Origin of the sequence: Pseudomonas sp. GXM4 (assembly GCF_008923895.1) — a bacterium.
In the GTDB taxonomy this organism is placed as follows: Bacteria; Pseudomonadota; Gammaproteobacteria; order Pseudomonadales; family Pseudomonadaceae; genus Aquipseudomonas; species Aquipseudomonas atacamensis.
This window is the reverse complement of sequence record NZ_WBRZ01000015.1, coordinates 1-21210: the sequence shown is the minus strand read 5'-3', so window position 1 is coordinate 21210 and position 21210 is coordinate 1. Positions and strand designations below refer to the sequence as shown.

Below are 21210 nucleotides of genomic sequence, written 5' to 3'. Positions count from 1 at the left end.
GCGGACGCATGACCGATTCAGGTCGCTTCGGAATGATTTGGCTGCAGCGCTTGCTATTCGTGGTGGGAGCGTTCGCCTGCATGCTCTATTTTTCTGCGCACGCGCTTTCCAACGCTTTGATGTTGCTGATGGACCGCGAAAATTTTATCCCTGCGCAGTCGTCCATCTGGACATTCGAACCTTACGAAATCAATCAGGGTTCTTCGTCTTACTGGCTCTACGGTGAGGACAGGGACAACTATTACTTTTTTGCGTACGTCCCTGAACATTCATATCGCGTGATCGCAAAAGACAATGGGTGCGCAAGCTTCGACAAGCGCGATGTCCGCACATGGTGCATGGATCACGCTGTGGAGGTTCGCAGATGACCGAATCATCAAGCGAGATGCTTATGCTCAGTCGCCCGCAACTCAGCTTCTTCATGGCTGCGTTGTGGCTGCCACTGCTGGCGGTGTTGGCGATTACTTCCTATGACCTGTGGAATGGCGAGTATTTAACATCCGAGTCGTCCGGAATTTATTGGCAGTTCCTGTTGTGGTGGGGCGTTCCCGGGCTTCTGGGTTTCTCGCTGTGGATGTCCCGATCGGCGCAGCGACGGAACGAGCAACAGGCATTGCGGATGGTTTGGTGGGCGCCAGTGAAGTTCATCCCGTTCTATGCCGTGCCCTGGATGCTGTATGGCTTGTTCAGTCTGATCGTCCGTCCGCTGAGTGATGCTTACATGGCGTACGGCTGGATCTCGGTTGTGCCGTTCCTGCTGATTGGCGGCTATGTCTGTGCCGGCGTGACCGTCGCGCTCTACAGGATATTTTTTTGATGAGTTCCACTACCAGGCAGGTACCCCGTGTCCTTTAACCACTACTACCAAAGCGAACTCACCGCACTGCGCCAGCTCGGTCGCCGTTTCGCCGAGCGTAGTCCGGCGCTGGCGCCGTATCTGGGGCAGGCCGGGCGGGACCCGGATGTGGAGCGGTTGCTCGAAGGCTTTGCGTTCCTGACCGGGCGTTTGCGCCAGAAGCTCGATGACGAACTGCCGGAGCTCAGCCATTCGCTGATGCAGCTGCTGTGGCCGAACTACATGCGCCCGCTGCCGGCGTTCAGCATTCTGCAGTTTGATCCGCTCAAGCGTTCCGGGCCGGCGCTGCTGGTTGAGCGCGATACGCCGATCGAGAGCAAGCCGATCGAAGACGTGCGCTGCCGCTTCCGTACGTGCTACCCGACCGAAGTGTTGCCGCTGGATCTGGCCGCGCTGAATTACTCGGTCAAGGGCGATGGCTCGCTGCTCAGCCTGCGCCTGGAGATGAGCGCTGACGGCCACCTCGGGGAACTGGAGCTGAGCAAGTTGCGCCTGCACTTTGCCGGTGAGCGCTACATCAGCCAGATGCTCTACCTGAGCCTGCTGCGCAACCTCGACGGCATCGAACTGATCCCGCTCGACGGCGCCGGCAAGCCGATTGATGGCGTCAGCGGCAAGCCGATGGCGTTCAAGATTCCCGGCGACCGGGTGAAACCGGTGGGCTTTGCCGAAGAAGAAGCGTTGATCCCGTATCCGCTGAACACCTTCCGTGGCTATCGCTACTTGCAGGAATATTTCGCCTTCCAGGACAAGTTTCTGTTCGTCGACGTCAACGGTCTGGACATTCTCAAGGCGCTGCCGGAAGACACCCTCAAGCAGATGCGCGGCCTCGAATTGCGTTTCGACATTCGCAAGAGCGGCATCATGCGCATGCGCCCGACGCTTGATAACGTGAAGCTGTTCTGCACGCCGATCGTCAATCTGTTCGAGCACGACGCGCTGCCGATCCGTCTCGATGGCAAGCAGGATGAGTACCTGTTGCTGCCGGCGGAATACGACCTGGAAAACTGCGGCGTGTTCTCGGTGGAGACCGTCACTGGCTGGAAGCCCGGCGGTCTCGGTTATCAGGAGTACGTGCCGTTCGAATCCTTCGAGCACGACCCGAGTTTCGACGTGCCCAACAGCCGTCCGCACTACAGCATTCGCCAGCGTTCGTCCTTGTTGCATGACGGCCTCGACACTTACCTGAGCTTCGGCATCCGCCACACCGAAGCCCACGAAACCCTGTCGATCGAGCTGATGTGCACCAACCAGAACCTGCCGAAAAAGCTCAAGCTCGGCGACATCTGCATGGCCAGCGAGCAGACCCCGGAATTCCTCAGTTTCCGCAACATCACCCCGGCCACTCCGAGTTTCGCGCCGCCGCTGAACCGTGACTTCCTGTGGAAGCTGATCAGCAACATGTCGCTTAACTATCTGTCGCTGGCGGACGTCAATGCGTTGAAGGTGATTCTGGAAACCTACGACCTGCCGCGCTACTACGACCAGCACGCGGAGAAGGTCAGCAAGCGCCTGCTCGGCGGCCTCAAGCACATCAAGCATCATCACGTCGACCGCCTGCATCGCGGCCTGCCGGTGCGCGGTTTGCGCACCGAACTGACCATCGACCCGGAAGGCTATATCGGCGAAGGCGACCTGTTCGTCTTCGCTTCGGTTCTCAACGAGTTTTTCGCGCTTTACGCCAGTCTCAATTCATTCCATGAGCTGCGGGTAAAAAGCACACAGGGAGAGGTGTACCAATGGACACCACGTATGGGCCTGCAGCCCCTGCTTTAAGCGGGCTGACCAAGGTAATACGCGAGTACTCGCTGTTTCAGGCCGTGCTGCTGGTGATCGACCGGCTGCGCGAGGCACACCCGCATCTGAGCGAAGACGATCTGTACGACCAGGTCGAGTTCCAGGCCAACCCGAGCCTGGGCTTTCCGCGCAGCGACGTCGATCGCGTCGAGTTTTTCGAAGAACACGGCAAGATGCGCGCGCGCATGCGCTTCAACCTGATCGGCCTGGTCGGCTCCGGTTCGCCGCTGCCGGCGTTCTATGGCGAACAAGCCCTGGGCGACAGCGAGGACGGCAACCCGACGCGCAATTTCCTCGACCTGTTCCACCATCGCCTGCAACGACTGATGCTGCCGATCTGGCGCAAGTATCGCTACCGCGCGAGCTTCCAGAGCGGCGCGATCGACCCGTTCTCGGCGCAACTTTTTGCGCTGATCGGACTGGGCGGCGACGAGATCCGCAAGGCCAAGGAACTCAACTGGAAACGCCTGCTGCCGTACCTCGGTCTGCTCAGCTTGCGGGCGCACTCGGCAGCGTTGATCGAAGCCGTGCTGCGTTACTACTTCAAGCACGAAGACCTGGTCATCGAGCAGTGCATCGAGCGCCGCGTGGAAATCCTCGACGAGCAGCGCAATCGTTTGGGCCGCGCCAACAGCGTACTCGGCGAAGACCTGGTGCTGGGCGAGCACGTGCGCGATCGCAGCGGCAAATTCCGCATTCACATCACCGAACTCGACTGGCAGCGATTCCATGAATTCCTGCCGATCGGTTTCGGTTACCAGCCGCTCTGCGCGCTGGTGCGGTTCACCTTGCGTGACCCGCTCGATTACGACATTCGCCTGGTCCTGCGCCAGGAAGAAATCCGCGAACTGCGCATCGGTGAGCAGAACGCCTGTCGCCTCGGTTGGACCAGTTGGCTGGGCCGCGAAAAAGCGGACGGCGTGGTGACCCTGGGCAGCAAAATTCATTAAGGACGTGAGCCATGATCAACGTAGACCTGCAACAACTCATCCAGGCGCTGGACGCCGAAACCCGTCGTGATCTGGAACGTTCGGCCGAGCGTTGCGTCGCCCGTGGCGGCAGCAAGATTCTCGTCGAAGACTTGCTGCTGGGCTTGCTCGAGCGCCCGAACGGCTTGCTGTCGCGCGCGCTGCAAGATGCTGGCGTCGACGCCGGTGAACTGACCGCTGCATTGCAATCGCGGGTCGAACACAGCGCTTCGCGCAACCCGGTATTCGCTCCGGAACTGGTGCAATGGCTGCAAGACGCGCTGCTGGTGGCCAACCTCGAGCTGGGCCAGACCCAAGTCGAAGACGCCGCGCTGATCCTGGCGTTGCTGCGCAACCCGATGCGTTATGCCGGCAGCCGCTATCAACCGCTGCTCGCCAAACTGAACATTGATCGCCTGAAGGAATTTGCCCTGTCGCAACAGGAGCAACCGGCGGCCAACGGCAAGCCGGCGGCGCAAGGCGAGTCGCTGTTGCAGCGCTTCACCCACAACCTGACCCAACAGGCCCGCGACGGCAAACTCGACCCGGTGCTGTGCCGTGACGGCGCGATTCGGCAGATGGTCGACATCCTCGCCCGTCGTCGCAAGAACAACCCGATCGTCGTCGGTGAGGCCGGTGTCGGTAAGACCGCGATCGTCGAAGGTCTGGCCTCGCGCATCGCTGCCGGTGAAGTGCCGCAGGTACTCAAAGGCGTTGAACTGCTGTCGCTGGACATGGGCCTGTTGCAGGCCGGCGCCAGCGTCAAAGGTGAATTCGAGCGTCGTTTGAAAGGCGTGATCGACGAAGTCAAAGCCTCGCCGAAACCGATCATCCTGTTCATCGACGAAGCCCACACCCTGATCGGCGCGGGCGGTAATGCCGGCGGTTCCGATGCAGCCAACCTGCTGAAACCGGCGCTGGCCCGTGGCGAACTGCGCACCATCGCCGCGACCACCTGGGCCGAGTACAAGAAATACTTCGAGAAAGACCCGGCGCTGGCCCGTCGTTTCCAGCCCGTGCAACTGCACGAACCGACTGTCAGCGAAGCGGTGACCATTCTGCGTGGTCTGGCTCAGGTCTATGAAAAGAGCCACGGCATCTATCTGCGCGATGACGCGGTGGTGTCCGCTGCTGAATTGTCCGCGCGTTACCTGGCCGGTCGGCAACTGCCGGACAAGGCTGTCGACGTCCTCGACACTGCGTGCGCTCGCGTGCGCATCAGCCTCGCTGCGGCCCCGGAAAGCCTCGAGCGCCTGCGTGGCGAACTGGCTGAAGGCGGCCGTCAGCGTCAGGCCCTGCGCCGCGATGCCGAGGCCGGTCTGCTGATCGACCACGAAGCGCTGGAGGCACTGGAAGCGCGGCTGGACGAAGCCGAAAGCGAGATGGTTGCGCTCGAGTCCCTGTGGACTGAGCAAAAAGAACTGGCCGAGCGTCTGCTGGAACTGCGTCAGCAACTGGCGAAGGCCCGTGAAGCCGCAGCCGTCGAGCCGACCGTCAGCGTTGAAGAAGACGCCGAAGGCACCGTGATTGAAACTCTGGTCGCCGAAGTCGAAGAAGGCCAGAGCGTCGAAGCGCTGGAAGCTCAGCTGCATGAAACCCACGCCGCGTTGACCGCTGCGCAAGTCAAAGAACGTCTGGTCAGCTTCGAAGTCTGCCCGCGTCTGGTCGCCGAAGTGATCAGCGCCTGGACCGGTGTGCCGCTGGCGCAACTGGCCCGCGAGCACAACGCCAAGGTCGCCAGTTTCGCCACCGATTTGCGCACCCGCATCCGTGGCCAGGAACAAGCCGTGCACGCGCTGGATCGCTCGATGCGCGCCACCGCAGCCGGGTTGAACAAGCCTGACGCACCGGTCGGGGTGTTCCTGCTGGTCGGCCCGAGCGGCGTCGGCAAGACCGAAACCGCGCTGGCACTGGCGGACCTGCTGTACGGCGGCGACCGCTTCATCACCACCATCAACATGTCCGAGTTCCAGGAAAAGCACACCGTCTCGCGCCTGATCGGTGCGCCACCGGGCTACGTCGGTTACGGCGAGGGCGGCATGCTCACCGAAGCCGTGCGCCAGAAGCCGTATTCGGTGGTGTTGCTCGATGAAGTCGAGAAGGCTGATCCGGACGTGCTCAACCTGTTCTACCAAATCTTCGACAAAGGCGTGGCCAACGACGGCGAAGGTCGCGAGATCGACTTCCGCAATACGTTGATCCTCATGACCTCGAACCTTGGCAGCGACAAGATCAGCGAACTCTGCGAAGACGGCGCGCGGCCGACCGCCGAAGTGCTCGAAGAAACCATTCGCCCGGTGCTCAGCAAACACTTCAAACCGGCGCTGCTGGCGCGGATGAAAGTGGTGCCGTACTACCCGGTGGGCGGCCCGGTGCTGCGCGAGCTGATCGAGATCAAACTCGGCCGTCTCGGCGAGCGCCTGAACCGCCGTCAGCTGGAGTTCAGCTGGTGCCAGAACCTCGTCGATCACCTGTCCGAGCGCTGCACGCAAAGCGAAAGCGGTGCGCGCCTGATCGATCATCTGCTCGATCAGCACGTGCTGCCGCTGGTCGCCGATCGTCTGCTTGATGCGATGGCGACCGGCGAAAGCCTCAAGCGTGTGCATGCCACGCTCGACGGCAACTCCAGCGTGACCTGCGAGTTCGTCTGAGGTGGGCGTGATGTTCACTCAGGTGCCGCAGCCACTGGTCTACGCCGAAGCGTTGCTGGCGCAGTTCGCCAGTCTGTCGCGGGCGGCGGACAGTGCTGCGCTGCTGAGTGAGTTCGTCCGTGGCCTGGCCGAGCTGAGTGGCTGCGAACTGACGCAGCTGTACCTGCTCGACGCCACCCACACCTGCCTGGGGATGAATGCCGAGTGCCTCGACGGCGCGCTGCAACCGCGTCAGGCGGCGAGCCTGCCGGCGGATTACAACGGTGAACAACTGCTTCAATTCGCCCTGTGCCAGAACCGCGTGGTGTGCCTCGACGACCTGACCGGCAGCCTGCACGAAACCAGTTTTCTGCCGGCGACGAGCACGCCGTGGCAGTCGCTGTTGTGCGTGCCGCTGGTCAATCAGCACAAGTCGGTTGAGGGCTTGTTGCTGTGTGCCAGTCGTCGTCGCACTGACTTGCAGGGTTTCGCCGACTCCCTTGGCCAGCTCGGCTCGTTCGTGCTCGGCCAACTGCATCTGCTGCAACGCCTGCGTCAGCCAGCAGCCGAATCGGCCACCGCCACTCGCAGCGTGCCGAGCATCAGCGGCTACGGCCTGATCGGCAAAAGCGCGGCGATGCGCCAGACCTATTCGCTGATCAGCAAGATCCTCCACAGCCCGTACACCGTGCTGTTGCGTGGCGAGACCGGCACCGGCAAGGAGGTGGTGGCGCGGGCGATCCACGATTGCGGCCCGCGTCGCTCCCAGGCCTTTATCGTGCAGAACTGCGCGGCGTTCCCGGAAAACCTGCTGGAAAGCGAACTGTTCGGCTATCGCAAAGGCGCCTTCACCGGCGCCGATCGCGATCGTGCCGGGCTGTTCGACGCGGCCAATGGCGGCACATTGCTGCTCGATGAAATCGGCGACATGCCGTTGTCGCTGCAAGCGAAGATTCTGCGCGTGTTGCAGGAAGGCGAGATTCGTCCGCTGGGTTCCAACGACACGCACAAGATCGACGTGCGCATCATCGCCGCGACGCACCGTGATCTGGCGACGCTGGTCAGCGAAGGCAAGTTCCGCGAGGACTTGTACTACCGCCTCGCGCAGTTCCCGATCGAGCTGCCGGCCCTGCGTCAGCGCGAAGGCGACATCCTCGATCTGGCCCGGCATTTCGCCGAGAAGACCTGCACGTTTTTGCAGCGTGACCCGGTGCGCTGGTCGGACTCGGCGCTGGAGCATCTGTGCGGTTACACCTTCCCCGGCAACGTTCGCGAACTCAAGGCACTGGTCGAGCGCGCGGTGTTGCTCTGCGAGGGCGGCGAGTTGCTCGCCGAGCATTTTTCCCTGCGCCTGGAAGCGATGCCCGAGGACAACAGCGGCCTGAATCTGCGCGAACGCCTGGAGCAGGTCGAGCGCACATTGCTGCTCGATTGCCTGCGCAAGAACGACGGCAACCAGACCCTCGCCGCCCGCGAACTGGGCCTGCCACGGCGCACGCTGCTGTACCGCCTCGGGCGCCTGAATATCAATTTGGGTGACTTTGATGGTTGAGCTACAGCACTTCTTCGAACCCAACACATACCCTGTGGCGAGGGGATTTATCCCCGTCCGGCTGCGCAGCAGTCGCAGTCCGGCATATACGGTTTCACTGAGAAATCGCGCTGGCAGGTTATGGGGGCGCTGCGCACCCCAACGGGGACAAGTCCCCTCGCCACGGGAGGTCGCCGTACCTCCAGGCTATGGCTCAAGGTCCCGATCTAGAGCCTTAGAGCCCGCCTCAAAAACTTATTTCAGCGCCGCCCGCAAGGGTCGGCGCTTTGTGCTTTGTCTACACCTGGAGACCCTCTGATGTCTGTTCGTCACTGGCACGCTGTCCTGCTGACCCTCGTCGTTCTATGCGGCCTTGGCGGCTGTAGCGGCAATTACAAATTCAACGACAACGACTATCGCCCGTTGGGTGATCCGCAAGCGGTCAATCGCGGCAAGTGACCGCAAGGAGCATCAAACATGGAATTGGTTTTCGAAATGCTGAACACCAAGCAGTTCGTGCCCACCGAGCTGTGCCAGCGGACCTTCAAACAGGCCGGTGGCGTGATCGGGCGCGGCGAGGACTGCGACTGGATCATCCCTGACCGCAAGCGGCACCTGTCCAATCACCACGCGATTGTCAGCTACCGCGAGGGCTCGTTCTTCCTTACCGATACCAGCAGCAACGGTGTCCAGGACGGCAGCAGCGGCGCGCGCCTGCACAAGGGCGAGCCGGTGCGTATCGAGCACGGCAGCACCTACATTCTCGGCGACTTCGAGATCCGTGCGCGGCTGGTTCGCGACCCGGCCACGTTCGACGGCGAAGTCGGCCGCCCGCGTGCCGCTGGCAGCATCATTCCGGACGACGCGTTCCTCGACCTCGACCCGCTCAACGCCCTCGAACAGCAAGAGCGCGTGTACTCGGAAATCGACGAACTGCTGTCGCCTACCGTCAAGCCGGAAGACTCCCGTCAACGTGCCGACTACGCGCGCATCGACATGGAAAGCCTGATGGTCCCGGAGCTGATTGCCGCCCCGGTCGAACCTGAGCCGGCGCCTGCGCCGAAAGCTGTCGAGCGTCAGAGCGAAGGTTTCTGGGAGCACTTCGGCGCGGCGCTCGGCGTCGACGTCAAAGGCCTCAGCCACGACGAACGCGAAGCGCTGGCGCTCAACGCTGCGCGCCTGCTGCGCCAGAGCATCGGAGGTTTGCAGCAAAGCCTGCGCACCCGCTCCGAGCTGAAAAACGAATTGCGTTTGGCCCAGACCACCGTGCAAGGCACCAACAAGAACCCGCTGAAATTCGCCGTCGATCCGAGCGAAGCACTGCAAATTCTGTTGCAGCCAAGCAAGCCCGGCCACCTGCCGGCCGAGCAGGCGATCTCCCGTGCATTCCGTGATTTGCAGGCGCACCAGGTGGCTTTGCTGACCGCCAGTCGCGCCGCCGTACGTGGCACGCTGGAGCACTTCTCGCCAGAGCAGCTGACCCTGCGTTTCGAGCGCGACAGCAAGCCATTGATTGCAACATCGGGCGGGCGCTGGAGAGCATTCGGCCGCTACCACCAGGCACTGCGGCAGGACGATGACTGGAGCGAGCGTCTGCTGGCCCGCGACTTTGCCCAGGCTTACGAAGAACAGATCCGCCTGATCTCCACCCTCCACACCGACCACCAAGGATGATGCGCATGTCTCGCCGCTCGACCGCTTTTTTCAAGACGCTGACTGCGCTCACCGTGCTGGTGCTGCTTGCCGGTTGCTCGTCGCTGTCGCCGTACTCGAAAGTGACCAAGATCAACCTCAAGCTGACCGGCAGCGATCAGCTCAATCCGGACCTCAACGGGCGGCCGTCGCCGATCGTCGTGCGCCTGTTCGAACTCAAGCACCCGGTGACGTTCGAGAACGCTGATTTCTTCAGCCTCTACGAGCGCGCCAAGGAATCCCTCAACCCGGACCTGGTGGCCAGCGAAGAACTCGAACTGCGCCCGGGTGAAACCGTGGAACTGAAACTCAGCGTGGAGGAGGGCAGCCGTTACGTGGGCATCCTCGCTGCTTATCGCGACCTGCCGGATACCCAGTGGCGCCACACCGTGCAGATCACTCCGCTGGAACTCACCGAGGCTGATCTGACCCTCGATCAGGCCGGTATCCGCAACACCCAACAAGTGCTCGCCAAGGCGGATGACTGATCATGAACACCCATAAAGTCATTTGGCAGGAAGGCATGCTGCTGCGACCGCAGCACTTCCAGCACAACGATCGCTATTACGATCACCAGATGAAAACCCGCACGCAATTGCTCGGTGGCTACACCTGGGGTTTTCTCAATCTGGAGATCGACTTGCAGTTCCTCAACATGGGCAAACTGGTGATCAGTGAAGCCTCGGGGATTCTGCCGGACGGCAGTCTGTTCGAACTCGGTGGCAACACCGAGCCGCTGGCGCTGGACGTGCCGCCGAACACCGGCAACACGCCGATCTATCTGGCGCTGCCGCTGGTCACCGGCAACCACATCGAGGCCCGGCGCCCGGAGCAATCCGACGTGCTCGCGCGCTACACCGCCTATGACGCCGAAGTCGCCGACTCCAACGCCGGCGACGATTCCGCCAGTCAGGTCAGCTGCGGTCGCCCGGACTTCAAACTGTTGCTCGGCGAGCAGCAGAGCGATCAGGCCTACGTGAAGCTGAAAATCTGCGACGTGCTCGATACCACGCCCGACGGCGTGATCAGCCTCGACCCGGATTTCGTCCCGACCTACATTCAGGCCCACGCCTCCAGCTACCTGCTGTCGTGTCTGAAAGAAGTCATCAGCATGCTCAGCCACCGTGGCGACACCATCGCCGAGCGGATTCGCTCCAACGGCAAGGTCGGCGGCGCTGAAGTCGGCGACTTCATGATGTTGCAACTGATCAACCGCACCGAACTGCTGCTGCGCCATTACCTGGGTCTTGAGCAGGTGCATCCGGAAGAGTTGTATCGCACGCTGCTGACCATGCTCGGCGATCTGGCGACCTTCTCCGGCGAGAGCAAACGCCCGCGTCTGGACAGCCGTTACTCCCACGCCGATCAGGGCGCGAGCTTCCGCAAACTGATGGAAGCGATCCGTCAGGTGCTGTCGATGGTGCTCGAACAGCACGCCATCGAGCTGATCCTGCAGGCGCGTCAGTACGGCATCATCGTCTCGCCGTTGCACGATCACAAACTGCTCGGCTCGGCCTCGTTCGTGCTGGCAGCCAGTGCCAACTGCGACTCCGAAGAACTGCGTCAGCGTTTGCCGCAGCACCTCAAGGTCGGCCCGGTGGAGCGCATCCGCCAACTGGTCAACCTGCACTTGCCGGGGATCAAGGTCAAACCGTTGCCGGTGGCCCCACGGCAGATCGCGTTCCACTCGAACAAAACCTATTTCATCCTCGAACTCAGTTCCGAAGACCTGGCACAACTCGAGCGCTCCGGCGGTTTCGCGTTCCACGTGTCCGGCGAATTCGCCGAGCTTGAACTGAAATTCTGGGCCATCAGGAACTGACCGACATGATCAAGGAAACGGATTACAACCAGGACGACAAAACCGTCCTGCTCGACCGTCAGGGCCACGGACCGGCATCGAGTCCGCTGACCGACTTCGCCGCGCCGCCGCGTTTCGAGCAACTGGAAGAACGCATGATCTACGCCGCGCGCCTGCGTCCGGCGGAGGCGTTCAATATCAGCCTCAACTCGCTGGTCGCCGCTTCGTCCGACCTGCTCTCGGAAGTGGTGCGCCTCAAGCACAGCGAAACCCGTGAAGACCTGTACGCGCTCAATGAGCGGCTGACCGCCGGGCTGAAGTTGTTCGAAGTGCGCGCCCTGCACAACGGCGCGGAAAGCAGCCAGGTAATGGCCGCGCGTTACGTGCTCTGCACCGTGGTCGACGAAGCCGTCGTGACCACGCCGTGGGGCAACGAAAGCGAGTGGTCGCAGATGAGCCTGCTGAGCAGCTTCCACAACGAAACCTTCGGCGGCGAGAAGTTTTTCCAGCTGCTCGATCGGCTGTCGAAAAACCCGGTCAAGCACCTGCCGATGCTCGAACTGATGTACCTGTGCCTGTCCCTCGGTTTCGAGGGCAAGTACCGCGTCCAGGCGCGCGGCATGCTTGAGCTTGAAGGCATCCGCGACGCCTTGTACCGGCAGATCCGTCAGTTGCGTGGCGACGTGCCGCGCGAATTGTCGCCGCACTGGGAAGGCCTCAACGATCAGCGCCGCAACCTGGTGCGCATCGTGCCGGCGTGGATGGTGGTGCTCTTTACTCTGGTCTGCCTGGTGGTGATGTATTCGGGCTTCGCCTGGGTCCTGAGCGAACAACGCGACACCGTTCTGCATCCTTATCAGCCGCTTGATCCAGCCGCGGTGCAACCGCAGGCGCAGCCGTAAAACAGGGACGTGTGATGAAAAAGTTTTTCAAGAAAGTCGGCGCCTTCCTGCGCCAGACCTGGGTCTGGACTCTGCTGCTGGTGCTGTTCGTGGCGCTGCTGGTGTGGTTCGTCGGCCCGTTGTTGGCGGTCGATGATTACAAGTTCTGGGAAAGCGCGACCTCGCGCTTGCTGACCATCAGCGTGCTGTTCCTGATCTGGGGCCTGACCATGGTCTTCGTCAGCTGGCGCGCCGGTATCCGCAAGAAAGCCGAGGAAGAAAGCGAGGACGGCCAGGACCGTATCCGCCGCGAAGAGCTGATCGACGAAGAACAGAAAGAGTTGAAGGCGCGGTTCAAGGACGCGCTGAAAACCCTGAAGACGTCGAGCCTGTATCGCGGTCGCAGCGAGCGCTGGCGCAGTGACTTGCCGTGGTACCTGCTGATCGGTCCGCAGGCCTCGGGTAAGACCAGCCTGCTGGACTTTTCCGGTCTGGAATTTCCGATCAACAAGATCGACCGCAAGCTGACCCGCGACACCCTCGGCACCCGTCATTGCGACTGGTATTTCGCCGATCACGGTGTCCTGATCGACACCGCCGGGCGCTACACCACTCAACCGGACGCCGAAGTTGACGGCAACGCCTGGACAACCCTGCTGGAACTGCTGCGCAAGCGTCGTCGCGGCCGTCCGTTGAACGGCGTGCTGGTGACCATTCCGGTGGAAACCCTCACCGGCGGCAGCGAGCAGGACATCGAGACCCTCGCACGCCAGGTGCGCAGCCGTCTGCAGGATGTGCATCAGAAACTGCACGTCGATGTGCCGGTGTATCTGGTCCTGAGCAAGGCTGACAAGCTGCTCGGCTTCGACGAGTTCTTCGATCAACTGACCCGCGAAGAAAGCGATCAGGTGCTCGGCACCAGTTTCCGCAAGGATCAGGTCGGCACCGACGTCGCTGTGCTGCGCAACGAGTTCGAAGAGCTGCTGCGCCGCTTGAACAGCCAAGTGATCATGCGCATGCACTCCGAGCGCGACACTCAGCGCCGTGGGCGCATCCTCGATTTCCCGCATCAGTTGGGGCAGATCGGGGAGCGTCTGTGCCTGTTCGTCGACATGGCGTTCACCGGCAACCGTTATCAGCGCGCGACGCAACTGCGCGGCTTCTACCTGACCAGCGCGCCGCACCTGACCCAGGAAATGGATTCGACCACCGCCGGCATCGGCGCCAGCTTGGGCATGAACGCCGGCGTGCTGCCGACTCTGCGCAGCGGTCGTTCGCGATTCATCCACCACTTGCTCAGCCAAGTGATTTTCCCCGAGGCCGATCTGGCCGGTCTGGACAAGCGCGAGCGCAGCCGCATTCATTGGGGCCAGCGTGCGCTGTACGTCGGCGCTCTGGCGGCGCTGGCACTGTTCGGCATGCTCTGGGCCGGTGGTTTCTCGGCCAACTATGAGCGTCTGGAAAATCTGCGCACGCTGGCGCAGAACTGGACCCAGCAACGCTCGGCCGTCACGCCGCGTGATGACGCCATGGGCGTGCTGAAAGTGCTCGACACCAGCTACGGCGCGACCCAGGTGTTCCCGAGCAAGGGCGACGTGTCGTACCACGAACGTGGCGGCCTGTATCAGGGCGAAGAGATCAACCCGGTGGTGAAAACCGCCTACGAGCGTGAGCTTGAAGCGCAGTTGCTGCCACGGGTTGCGACCATGCTCGAAGGGCAGATCCGCGCCAACATGAAGGACCGCGATCGCCTGCTCAACAGCCTGCGTGCGTACCTGATGCTGAACATGAAGGACCGTCGCGATGCGGCGTGGCTCAAGGACTGGGTCGCCACTGACTGGTCGCAGCGCTACACCGGCAACACCGCGGTGCAGAACGGTCTGAACACGCACCTCGAGCGCTTGCTCAAGCAGCCGTTCATTTATCCGCTGAACGATCAACTGGTGACGCAGGCGCGTCAGGTTCTGCGCAGCGAATCGTTGGCCAACGTGGTTTACCGCATGCTCCGCGAGCAGGCGCGCAACCTGCCGGACTACCGCTTCAGCCAGCACCTCGGCCCGCAAGGCTCGCTGTTCATCGGCACTGAATACGTGATCCCGGGTTTCTACACCCAACAGGGTTATCAGCAGTATTTCTCGGTGCAGGGCGCGGCGCTGGTCACCGATATCCTGCGTGACAACTGGGTGCTGGGCGAAGGCGCGGGCATCAGCGACATGGACTTGCGTCGCCTGATGGTCGAGCTGGAGCAGCTGTACTTCCGCGACTACGCCAACTACTGGAGCGAAGCCGTTGGCCAGGTCGCATTGCCACCGATCAGCGACGCCGGCGAAGGCGCCGAGCAACTGGCGGGCCTGACGTCGGCCAACTCGCCGGTCCTCGCATTGCTCACCGAAGTACGTGAAAACACCCGCTTCGAAGCCGCTGCTGATCCGGTCGATGAAGCCGGCGAAGCTGCCGATGCGCTGGCCGGACAGAAAGGCAAACTGGGAAAGGTCGGCAAACTCGCCGCCGCTGCCGCCGACAAGGCTTCGGCGCTGAATGTGGCGAAGAACCTGCCGGACACCGCGAAGAAATCCCTGCAACGCCGCTTCGAACCGCTGCATCGTCTGCTCGATGACAACAACGGCCCGGGCGCTGACCTGACGCCAGCGTTCAGCGCGCTCAACGACCTGCAACTGCAACTGGCCGGTCTGGCCCGTTCCAGCACGCCGGAGCAAGCCGCATTCGAGATGGCCAAGACGCGCATGAGCGGCCAGCGTGATGCGCTGACCAACCTGCGTAATGCCTCCGGTCGTCTGCCACGTCCACTGAGCGTGTGGTTCAACGTGCTGGCCGAAGACTCGTGGCGTCTGGTGCTTAACGATGCCTATCAATACCTGAATGGCCGTTATCAGAACGAGCTGTACAGCGTGTATGGCAAAACCATCAGCAAGCGCTATCCGTTCAGCGCCAGCAGCACCAGCGACGTGGCGATCAGCGACTTCCGTGAGTTCTTCCGTGCGCAAGGTACCGTCGACCGCTTCTTCGACAGCTACATGCGTCCATTCGTCAGCGGCGATCCGGGCAACTACCGCATGCGCAGCGTCGACGGTCACAGCCTGCCGGTATCGAAGGTCTACCTCGATCAGATGGCGGCGGCGCAGACCATTCGCCAGAGCTTCTTCTCGATCAACCCGGCCGAGCCGACCGTGCAGTTCAAGCTCGAGCCGTACACCCTCGATCCGGCGGTCAGCCGTTCCGAATTCAAGTTCGGCGACAAGACCATGGAATACCGCCACGGCCCGATCCTGCCAATGACCTTCAAGTGGCCGACCGATGCTGAAGACGGTCGCACCAGTCTGGTCATGGACAAGATGGCCGGGCGTCCGATCGGTATCGAGAAGAACTCCGGCCCATGGTCGCTGTTCCGTTTGTTCGACCTGATGCAGACCGAGTACCTGAACGGTCGTGACGTGCTGGTACTGAAAGCCGACGTGGGCGGCCTGCGCGCCAACTACCTGCTCACCAGCCAGCGCACGCCGAACCCGTTCGACATGGGCGTGCTGCGCACCTTCCGTATGCCGGTGCAGCTCTGATGCTGGTGGCCAGTCCCTGGCGCAGCGCGGCGCGTACCGACCCGGGCAAGGTGCGGGCGCGCAACGAAGATGCCTTCCTCGACTCGCCGCAGCAGGGGCTGTGGGTGGTCGCGGACGGCATGGGCGGTCATCAGGGTGGCGACATCGCCAGCCAGTTGATCGTCGCCAGCCTGGCTGAGTTGCCGCAACACGAGGACTTCGACGAACGCCTCAAAGCCATCCGCCAGTGCCTGCACTGGCTGAACCGGCGTTTGGGGCAGGAGTTGACCGTCACTGCCGGACGCCACGACAGCATCATGGGCAGCACCGTCGTCGCGCTGCTGGTGGAAGGCAATCGCGCGGCCTGCATCTGGGCCGGCGACAGCCGTTGCTACATGTGGCGCGGGCAGCGGCTGTATCAACTGTCCAAGGACCATTCGCTGCAACAGCAACTGATCGACGAGCAGCAAATGAGCGTCGAACAGGCGGCAGCGCACCCGGCGGCTCAGGCACTCACCCGAGCCGTCGGCGCCGCCGACACACTGACCCTGGATGTGCTTGAACTCGAGGTCTATCCGGGCGATGTGTTTTTGCTCTGCAGCGATGGTTTGTATCAGGGCCTGAGCAGCGACGCCCTCGGCAATGCCCTCAGCCTCAGCGCGCCGCACGTGGCGCTGGAACGTTTGTTCGACGGCGCCCTGCGAGGCGCCGCGCGCGACAACCTGACTGCCGTGGTGATCCGCCAATGAGTGAACTCGAATCGCCCATCGATGACTTGCTGATCAGCGAAGAGCAGGCCAGCAACCTGACCTACTTCGCCTTCGCCAAGGGCAACCAGGCCGAACCGCTGCTGGCGCCGACCAAGGCCAGCATCGGTGCGCTGCCGGATGTACTCGCCGGTCGCTACCACCTCGAGCGTCTGCTCGGGGCCGGTGGCATGGGCGCCGTTTACCGGGCGCGGGATCTGCTGCATGAGCAGTTCGGCGATCCCGATCCTTACATCGCGCTGAAAATCCTCAGCGAAGAATTTGCCGAATCGCCGGACGCCAGTGCCTTGCTCTACAGCGAGTTCGCCCTGACCCGACGCCTGCGCCACGACAACGTCGTGCGTGCGCACACCTTTGAAGTCGACACCGACTGCCAGCGGGCCTTCATCACCATGGAATACATGCGTGGCCTGACCCTGGACAAATTGCTCTGCGAGCGGCCCCTCGGCCTGCCGTGGAAAGAATTGCGCGACATCGTTCTGCCGCTGCTCGACACGCTGGCCTACGCCCACGGTCGCGGCGTGCTGCACGGTGACCTGAAACCGAGCAACGTCATGCTCAGCGAAGATGGCTTGCGTCTGTTTGACTTCGGTTTGGGCCAGGCAGAGGAGGGCGTGCTGCCCGGTCTGCCGCACCTGAGCCGCGAGCGTTTCAACGCCTGGACCCCGGGCTACGCCGCCCCCGAACTGCTTGAGGGCCAACCATTGTCGGCCAGCGCGGACGTGTACGGCGTGTCCTGCGTGATCTATGAACTGGCGGGCGGCAAACACCCGTTCCGCCGCTTGCCCTCGACCCAGGCCCGCGACGAGCACCTGGAGCGCGAGTTGCGCGCCCCAGCGAATCTACCCCAGCACGGCTGGCAAGCGCTGCGAACCGCGCTGAGCTTCAACCCGGCAGAACGCACCATCACTGCCCAACAATTGCGTGACGCCTTGGGCGCCACTTCGTCCTGGCTGCAACGTCTGCGACTTCGGGCGTAACGGATGACATTCGAACAGGGAGCACACGATGTTCAACTCAGCTAACGAAACCCACTTCAGCCTCAAGGTCGAAGACTACGTCGGCGACCTGCAAGTGCTGTCCTTCACCGGCACCGAAGGCATCAGCCAGGCGTATCGCTTCGACCTCGAACTGGTCAGCGAAAACCCCGATCTGGACCTCGAACAACTGCTGCACAAGCAGGCGTTTCTGGCATTCGATCCACAGGGCTCGGGCATTCACGGGCAGATCTACCGCGTCGCCCAGGGCGATGCCGGCAAGCGCCTGACCCGCTACAAAGTCTCGATCGTGCCGCAACTGCAATACCTGCATCACCGCACCAACCAGCGCATCTACCAGCAGATGTCGGCGCCGAAAATCATCGCGCTGATCCTTGAAGAGCACGGCATCAAGAGCAACGCCTACAGCTTCCAGCTCAGCCAGCCGTGCCCGGATCGCGACTACTGCGTGCAGTACGACGAAACCGACCTGCATTTCGTCCAGCGCCTGTGCGAAGAAGAGGGCATTCACTACCACTTCCAGCACAGCGAAAAGGCCCACCTGCTGGTGTTCGGCGACGACCAGACCGTGTTCCAGAACTTGGGGCAGCCAACTGCTTATGTGCAGGGCAGCGGCATGGTCGCCGACGAGCCGGTGATCAAAGCCTTCAAACTGCGCTTGGAAACCCGCACCACGCGCACCACGCGCCGTGACTACGACTTCGAAAAACCGCGCCTGCGAATGGAAGCCGCATACAAACCGGACGGCGACAGCACTGAACCGGATCTCGAAGACTACGACTACCCCGGCCGCTTCATCGACCGCGCGCGCGGCAAGTTCCTCAGCCAACGCGCCCTCGAACGCCATCGCGCCGACTACCGCCAGGCCGAAGGTCGCGGCGACCAGACCAAACTGGTCAGCGGCCACTTCATGGAAATGTCCGATCACCCGCGCAGCGAGTGGAACGACCTGTGGCTGCTCACCGAAATCTTCCACGAAGGCAAACAACCGCAAGTCCTCGAAGAAGGCGTGACCAGCGACACCACCGACAACAAGGACGACTTCCACCAAGGCTACCGCAACACCTTCCTCGCCACCCCGTGGGACGTGTTCTACCGCCCGGCCCTCGAACACCCGAAACCACGCGTGCTCGGCAGCCAGACCGCCATGGTCACCGGCCCTAAAGGCGAAGAAATCCACTGCGACCAATACGGCCGCATCAAAGTCCAGTTCCACTGGGACCGCGAAGGCCTCGCCGACGACAAAACCAGCTGCTGGCTGCGCGTCTCCAGCTCCTGGGCCGGCGACCGCTACGGCGCCATCAGCATCCCGCGCATCGGCATGGAAGTCCTCGTCACCTTCCTCGAAGGCGACCCGGACCAACCGCTTGTCACCGGCTGCCTGTACCACAAGGAAAACCCGGTGCCGTACGCCTTGCCGGCGAACAAGACTCGCAGCGTGTTCAAAACGCTTAGCTCACCGGGTGGTGGTGGGTACAACGAACTGCGCATTGAAGACAAAAAAGGTGCAGAGCAGATCTACATCCACGCCCAGCGCGATTGGGATGAAAACGTTGAGCACGATCAGAAGATTCGGGTCGGGAATGAACGCCATGACACGGTGGTGAAGAACACCTACACCGAGCTCAAGGCTGAAGAACACCGCACCACGATCTCCGATCGCAAGGTTGAAGCGAAGCTGGATGATCACCTGACGATTGGGCAGAACCAGCATGTGAAGTTGGGGACTGCGCAACTGACCAGCGTGGGGAAAGAGATACACCTCAAGGCTGGGGACAAGATTGTTATCGAGGCGGGGACGGAGCTGACCATTCTTGGAGGTGGGAGCTTTATCAAGCTGGATGGCGGTGGGGTTACGGTGGTTGGGCCGGTGATCAAGATCAATGCGGGTGGCTCGGCTGGTTCCGGCACGGGGATCGGGATTAAACCGCCGGTGCTGCCGGGGGCGGCGGATAAGGATAAGGCGGGGAGTTTGATGGATCAGGCGTTGGGGAATGCGTCTGAGGAAAAGATCAAACGCAAACCGAAACGCATGCTCAATTTTTCCGGGTAAGACATCGACGGCAATCCAAGCCACCAAGGATCAGAATTCAGGTATTTGGTAATGACAGAGACAACCAAGAAAGTAGAAAAATGGTCGTATCCCTTGAAAGTAGGGGCAGCAGGAGCGACGGATCCGCAGCAGTTTTATAAGGCTTTAGCCAATGCCAAAGATGGGTTCTATCCGTTGGGGGCCAATGGCCTTTGGCATGGTGGTGTTCATTTCGATGAGGCCTCGGGTTTGGTACCTGACTTGGCGGAAGTTAAATGCATCGCTGACGGTGAAGTAGTCGCTTATCGCATTGACAGCACGTACCCGAAATCCGCCTATGGTACGGCTGAGGCTGAATTTTCGACCGGTTTTGTATTGGTTAAACACCGACTGGAAGCGCCGGTGCAACCAGCCCCCCCAGCTCCTGCTGGATCGCCTGCTTCGCCGCCAGCGGCTGGTCCAAGCCTGAATTTTTTCAGTCTTTACATGCATTTGTTGCAGTGGAAGAACTACGAAGAAACTCCAGCATTGTCGCGACCACCCTTTTGGGGTGGGGGTACGTTGCAAGTCAAAGCGTCGGCTGACGACGAAATCCTCGGTTTGCGTGTTCGTCAGGAACCGCGTGGCAAGTCAGGGTACGCAACCGTGTTAACGGTTTTGAGCCGCGGTACGGTCGTCGAGACGGGTGAAGAAGAAAACGGCTGGCTTAAGGTGGTCAACGTCACGCCCGCTAATACCGACCTCCAGCCCGGAACAGGCTGGGTATTCAAGAGAGAGATGACAGCCGGTTCGACACCGAACACTTACGTCATTGGTACCGCTGCAAAAGACCCGATGAATCCACCTCAGAAAGGTCTCGTTGTTCGTGCTACTGCGAGCCAGTCAGGCGCTGCAAAAGCCATATTGCCCCACGGCACGCAAGTCAGGATCGGGAGCGACGGGACGCGTGGCAAATACCAGAAACTGTTGGAAATTGTCAGCGGGAATGCTGTTCCACCGTTGGCTCCTGCTGAAGTGCTCGGTTATGTCTGGGAGGGGCAACTTGAAGCCAAAAGTGAGCCTGCCGAAAAGGACGCTGTGCATATCCTGACAACTCCATTCCCGATTTCGGCGGGGAGTCTGATCGGTCATGTGGGGAAGTATCAAAACCATTCGGATTCGGCCCCAAAGAATCTATTGCACGTTGAGGTGTTTAGCTGCGAAGACGTAAAGGCATTTACCGAACTGAGTAAAGAGAAAGCTGCGGGAATGCCTGCCGCAGGAAAAACGCTCGTAAAAATTCCAAAAGACAGCGTGTTGGTTACTCACACGCAAGGAATGAGCGCAACAAATCCTCCGAAGGTGACGGATCCCCACAAAAAAGTTGGATATGACTTCTTTGTCCCTGTCGGGGTATTGGAAGCGCTACCCGCGGAAAAAAAGATAAAGGTTCCTGTTGTCATGGGTGGAACCACTACCTATACGCTTTGGTGGCGTCTGGACGGGTTGCTGGGGGATGCCGAAGGGAATGAAATCAGCGGTTGGTTTGCAGAGCCGGATACTGCGTTGTCACGCCATTCACCATTTGAGTGGGAGGGTTTCAGCTTTATAGATGAGGCTGGAAGTAACGTGGATCATTTGGCCGCGTTTCTTCATGCACAGGAAGGCCTTAGTGAGGAAGAACAAGCTAACTACCAGCCTAATATCGGTAACGCCGAAGAAGG

Annotated in this window: 15 protein-coding genes and 1 pseudogene; all 16 read left to right on the top strand. The window is 61.4% G+C overall.

Features of this window, described 5'->3' with window-relative positions:
• Positions 1–8 precede the first annotated feature (8 nt).
• Positions 9–368 (top strand): hypothetical protein, encoded by a 360-nt coding sequence (locus F8N49_RS04365; protein WP_122748274.1) that lies wholly within the window; start codon positions 9–11, stop codon positions 366–368.
• Complete coding sequence (locus tag F8N49_RS04360; protein ID WP_122748275.1) at positions 365–817, top strand: hypothetical protein; 453 nt, start codon at positions 365–367, stop codon at positions 815–817. The genes F8N49_RS04365 and F8N49_RS04360 overlap by 4 nt, the downstream gene beginning before the upstream one ends.
• 27 nt (positions 818–844) lie before the next feature.
• Positions 845–2632 (top strand): type VI secretion system baseplate subunit TssF, encoded by a 1788-nt coding sequence (gene tssF / locus F8N49_RS04355; protein ID WP_024014825.1) that lies wholly within the window; start codon positions 845–847, stop codon positions 2630–2632.
• Positions 2596–3603 (top strand): type VI secretion system baseplate subunit TssG, encoded by a 1008-nt coding sequence (gene tssG, locus F8N49_RS04350; RefSeq protein WP_056790879.1) that lies wholly within the window; start codon positions 2596–2598, stop codon positions 3601–3603. Before tssF ends, tssG begins: the two co-directional genes overlap by 37 nt.
• A gap of 11 nt (positions 3604–3614) precedes the next feature.
• The gene (tssH, locus tag F8N49_RS04345; RefSeq protein ID WP_151550892.1) at positions 3615–6272 is read left to right on the top strand and encodes a type VI secretion system ATPase TssH; all 2658 of its coding nucleotides are present in this window, start codon (positions 3615–3617) and stop codon (positions 6270–6272) included.
• A gap of 10 nt (positions 6273–6282) precedes the next feature.
• On the top strand, positions 6283–7803 hold the full coding sequence (locus F8N49_RS04340; protein ID WP_151550891.1) for a sigma-54-dependent Fis family transcriptional regulator: 1521 nt from the start codon (positions 6283–6285) through the stop codon (positions 7801–7803).
• Between the two features lie 297 nt (positions 7804–8100).
• Positions 8101–8241 (top strand): hypothetical protein, encoded by a 141-nt coding sequence (locus tag F8N49_RS04330; protein WP_003229566.1) that lies wholly within the window; start codon positions 8101–8103, stop codon positions 8239–8241.
• Between the two features lie 18 nt (positions 8242–8259).
• A complete protein-coding gene (gene tagH / locus F8N49_RS04325) occupies positions 8260–9456 on the top strand; it encodes a type VI secretion system-associated FHA domain protein TagH (RefSeq protein ID WP_151550889.1) in 1197 nt (398 codons plus the stop codon).
• A gap of 5 nt (positions 9457–9461) precedes the next feature.
• Complete coding sequence (gene tssJ, locus F8N49_RS04320; RefSeq protein WP_016772509.1) at positions 9462–9962, top strand: type VI secretion system lipoprotein TssJ; 501 nt, start codon at positions 9462–9464, stop codon at positions 9960–9962.
• Between the two features lie 2 nt (positions 9963–9964).
• Positions 9965–11296, top strand: coding sequence for a type VI secretion system baseplate subunit TssK (gene tssK / locus F8N49_RS04315; protein WP_016772510.1), 1332 nt, complete (start codon positions 9965–9967; stop codon positions 11294–11296).
• A 5-nt stretch (positions 11297–11301) separates the two neighbouring features.
• On the top strand, positions 11302–12177 hold the full coding sequence (gene icmH, locus F8N49_RS04310; RefSeq protein ID WP_016772511.1) for a type IVB secretion system protein IcmH/DotU: 876 nt from the start codon (positions 11302–11304) through the stop codon (positions 12175–12177).
• Between the two features lie 14 nt (positions 12178–12191).
• Positions 12192–15731 carry a type VI secretion system membrane subunit TssM gene (gene tssM, locus F8N49_RS04305; RefSeq protein ID WP_071172093.1) on the top strand — a complete coding sequence of 1180 codons (3540 nt, stop codon included), beginning with the start codon at positions 12192–12194 and terminating at the stop codon, positions 15729–15731.
• Positions 15731–16459 carry a PP2C family serine/threonine-protein phosphatase gene (locus tag F8N49_RS04300; protein ID WP_071172094.1) on the top strand — a complete coding sequence of 243 codons (729 nt, stop codon included), beginning with the start codon at positions 15731–15733 and terminating at the stop codon, positions 16457–16459. Before tssM ends, F8N49_RS04300 begins: the two co-directional genes overlap by 1 nt.
• Complete coding sequence (locus F8N49_RS04295) at positions 16456–17457, top strand: serine/threonine-protein kinase (protein WP_151550888.1); 1002 nt, start codon at positions 16456–16458, stop codon at positions 17455–17457. The genes F8N49_RS04300 and F8N49_RS04295 overlap by 4 nt, the downstream gene beginning before the upstream one ends.
• Positions 17458–17485: 28 nt before the next feature.
• Positions 17486–19528 carry a type VI secretion system tip protein VgrG gene (locus tag F8N49_RS04290; RefSeq protein WP_151550887.1) on the top strand — a complete coding sequence of 681 codons (2043 nt, stop codon included), beginning with the start codon at positions 17486–17488 and terminating at the stop codon, positions 19526–19528.
• 51 nt (positions 19529–19579) lie between these two features.
• A pseudogene (locus F8N49_RS04285) lies at positions 19580–21210 on the top strand (SH3 domain-containing protein); the annotation flags it as partial.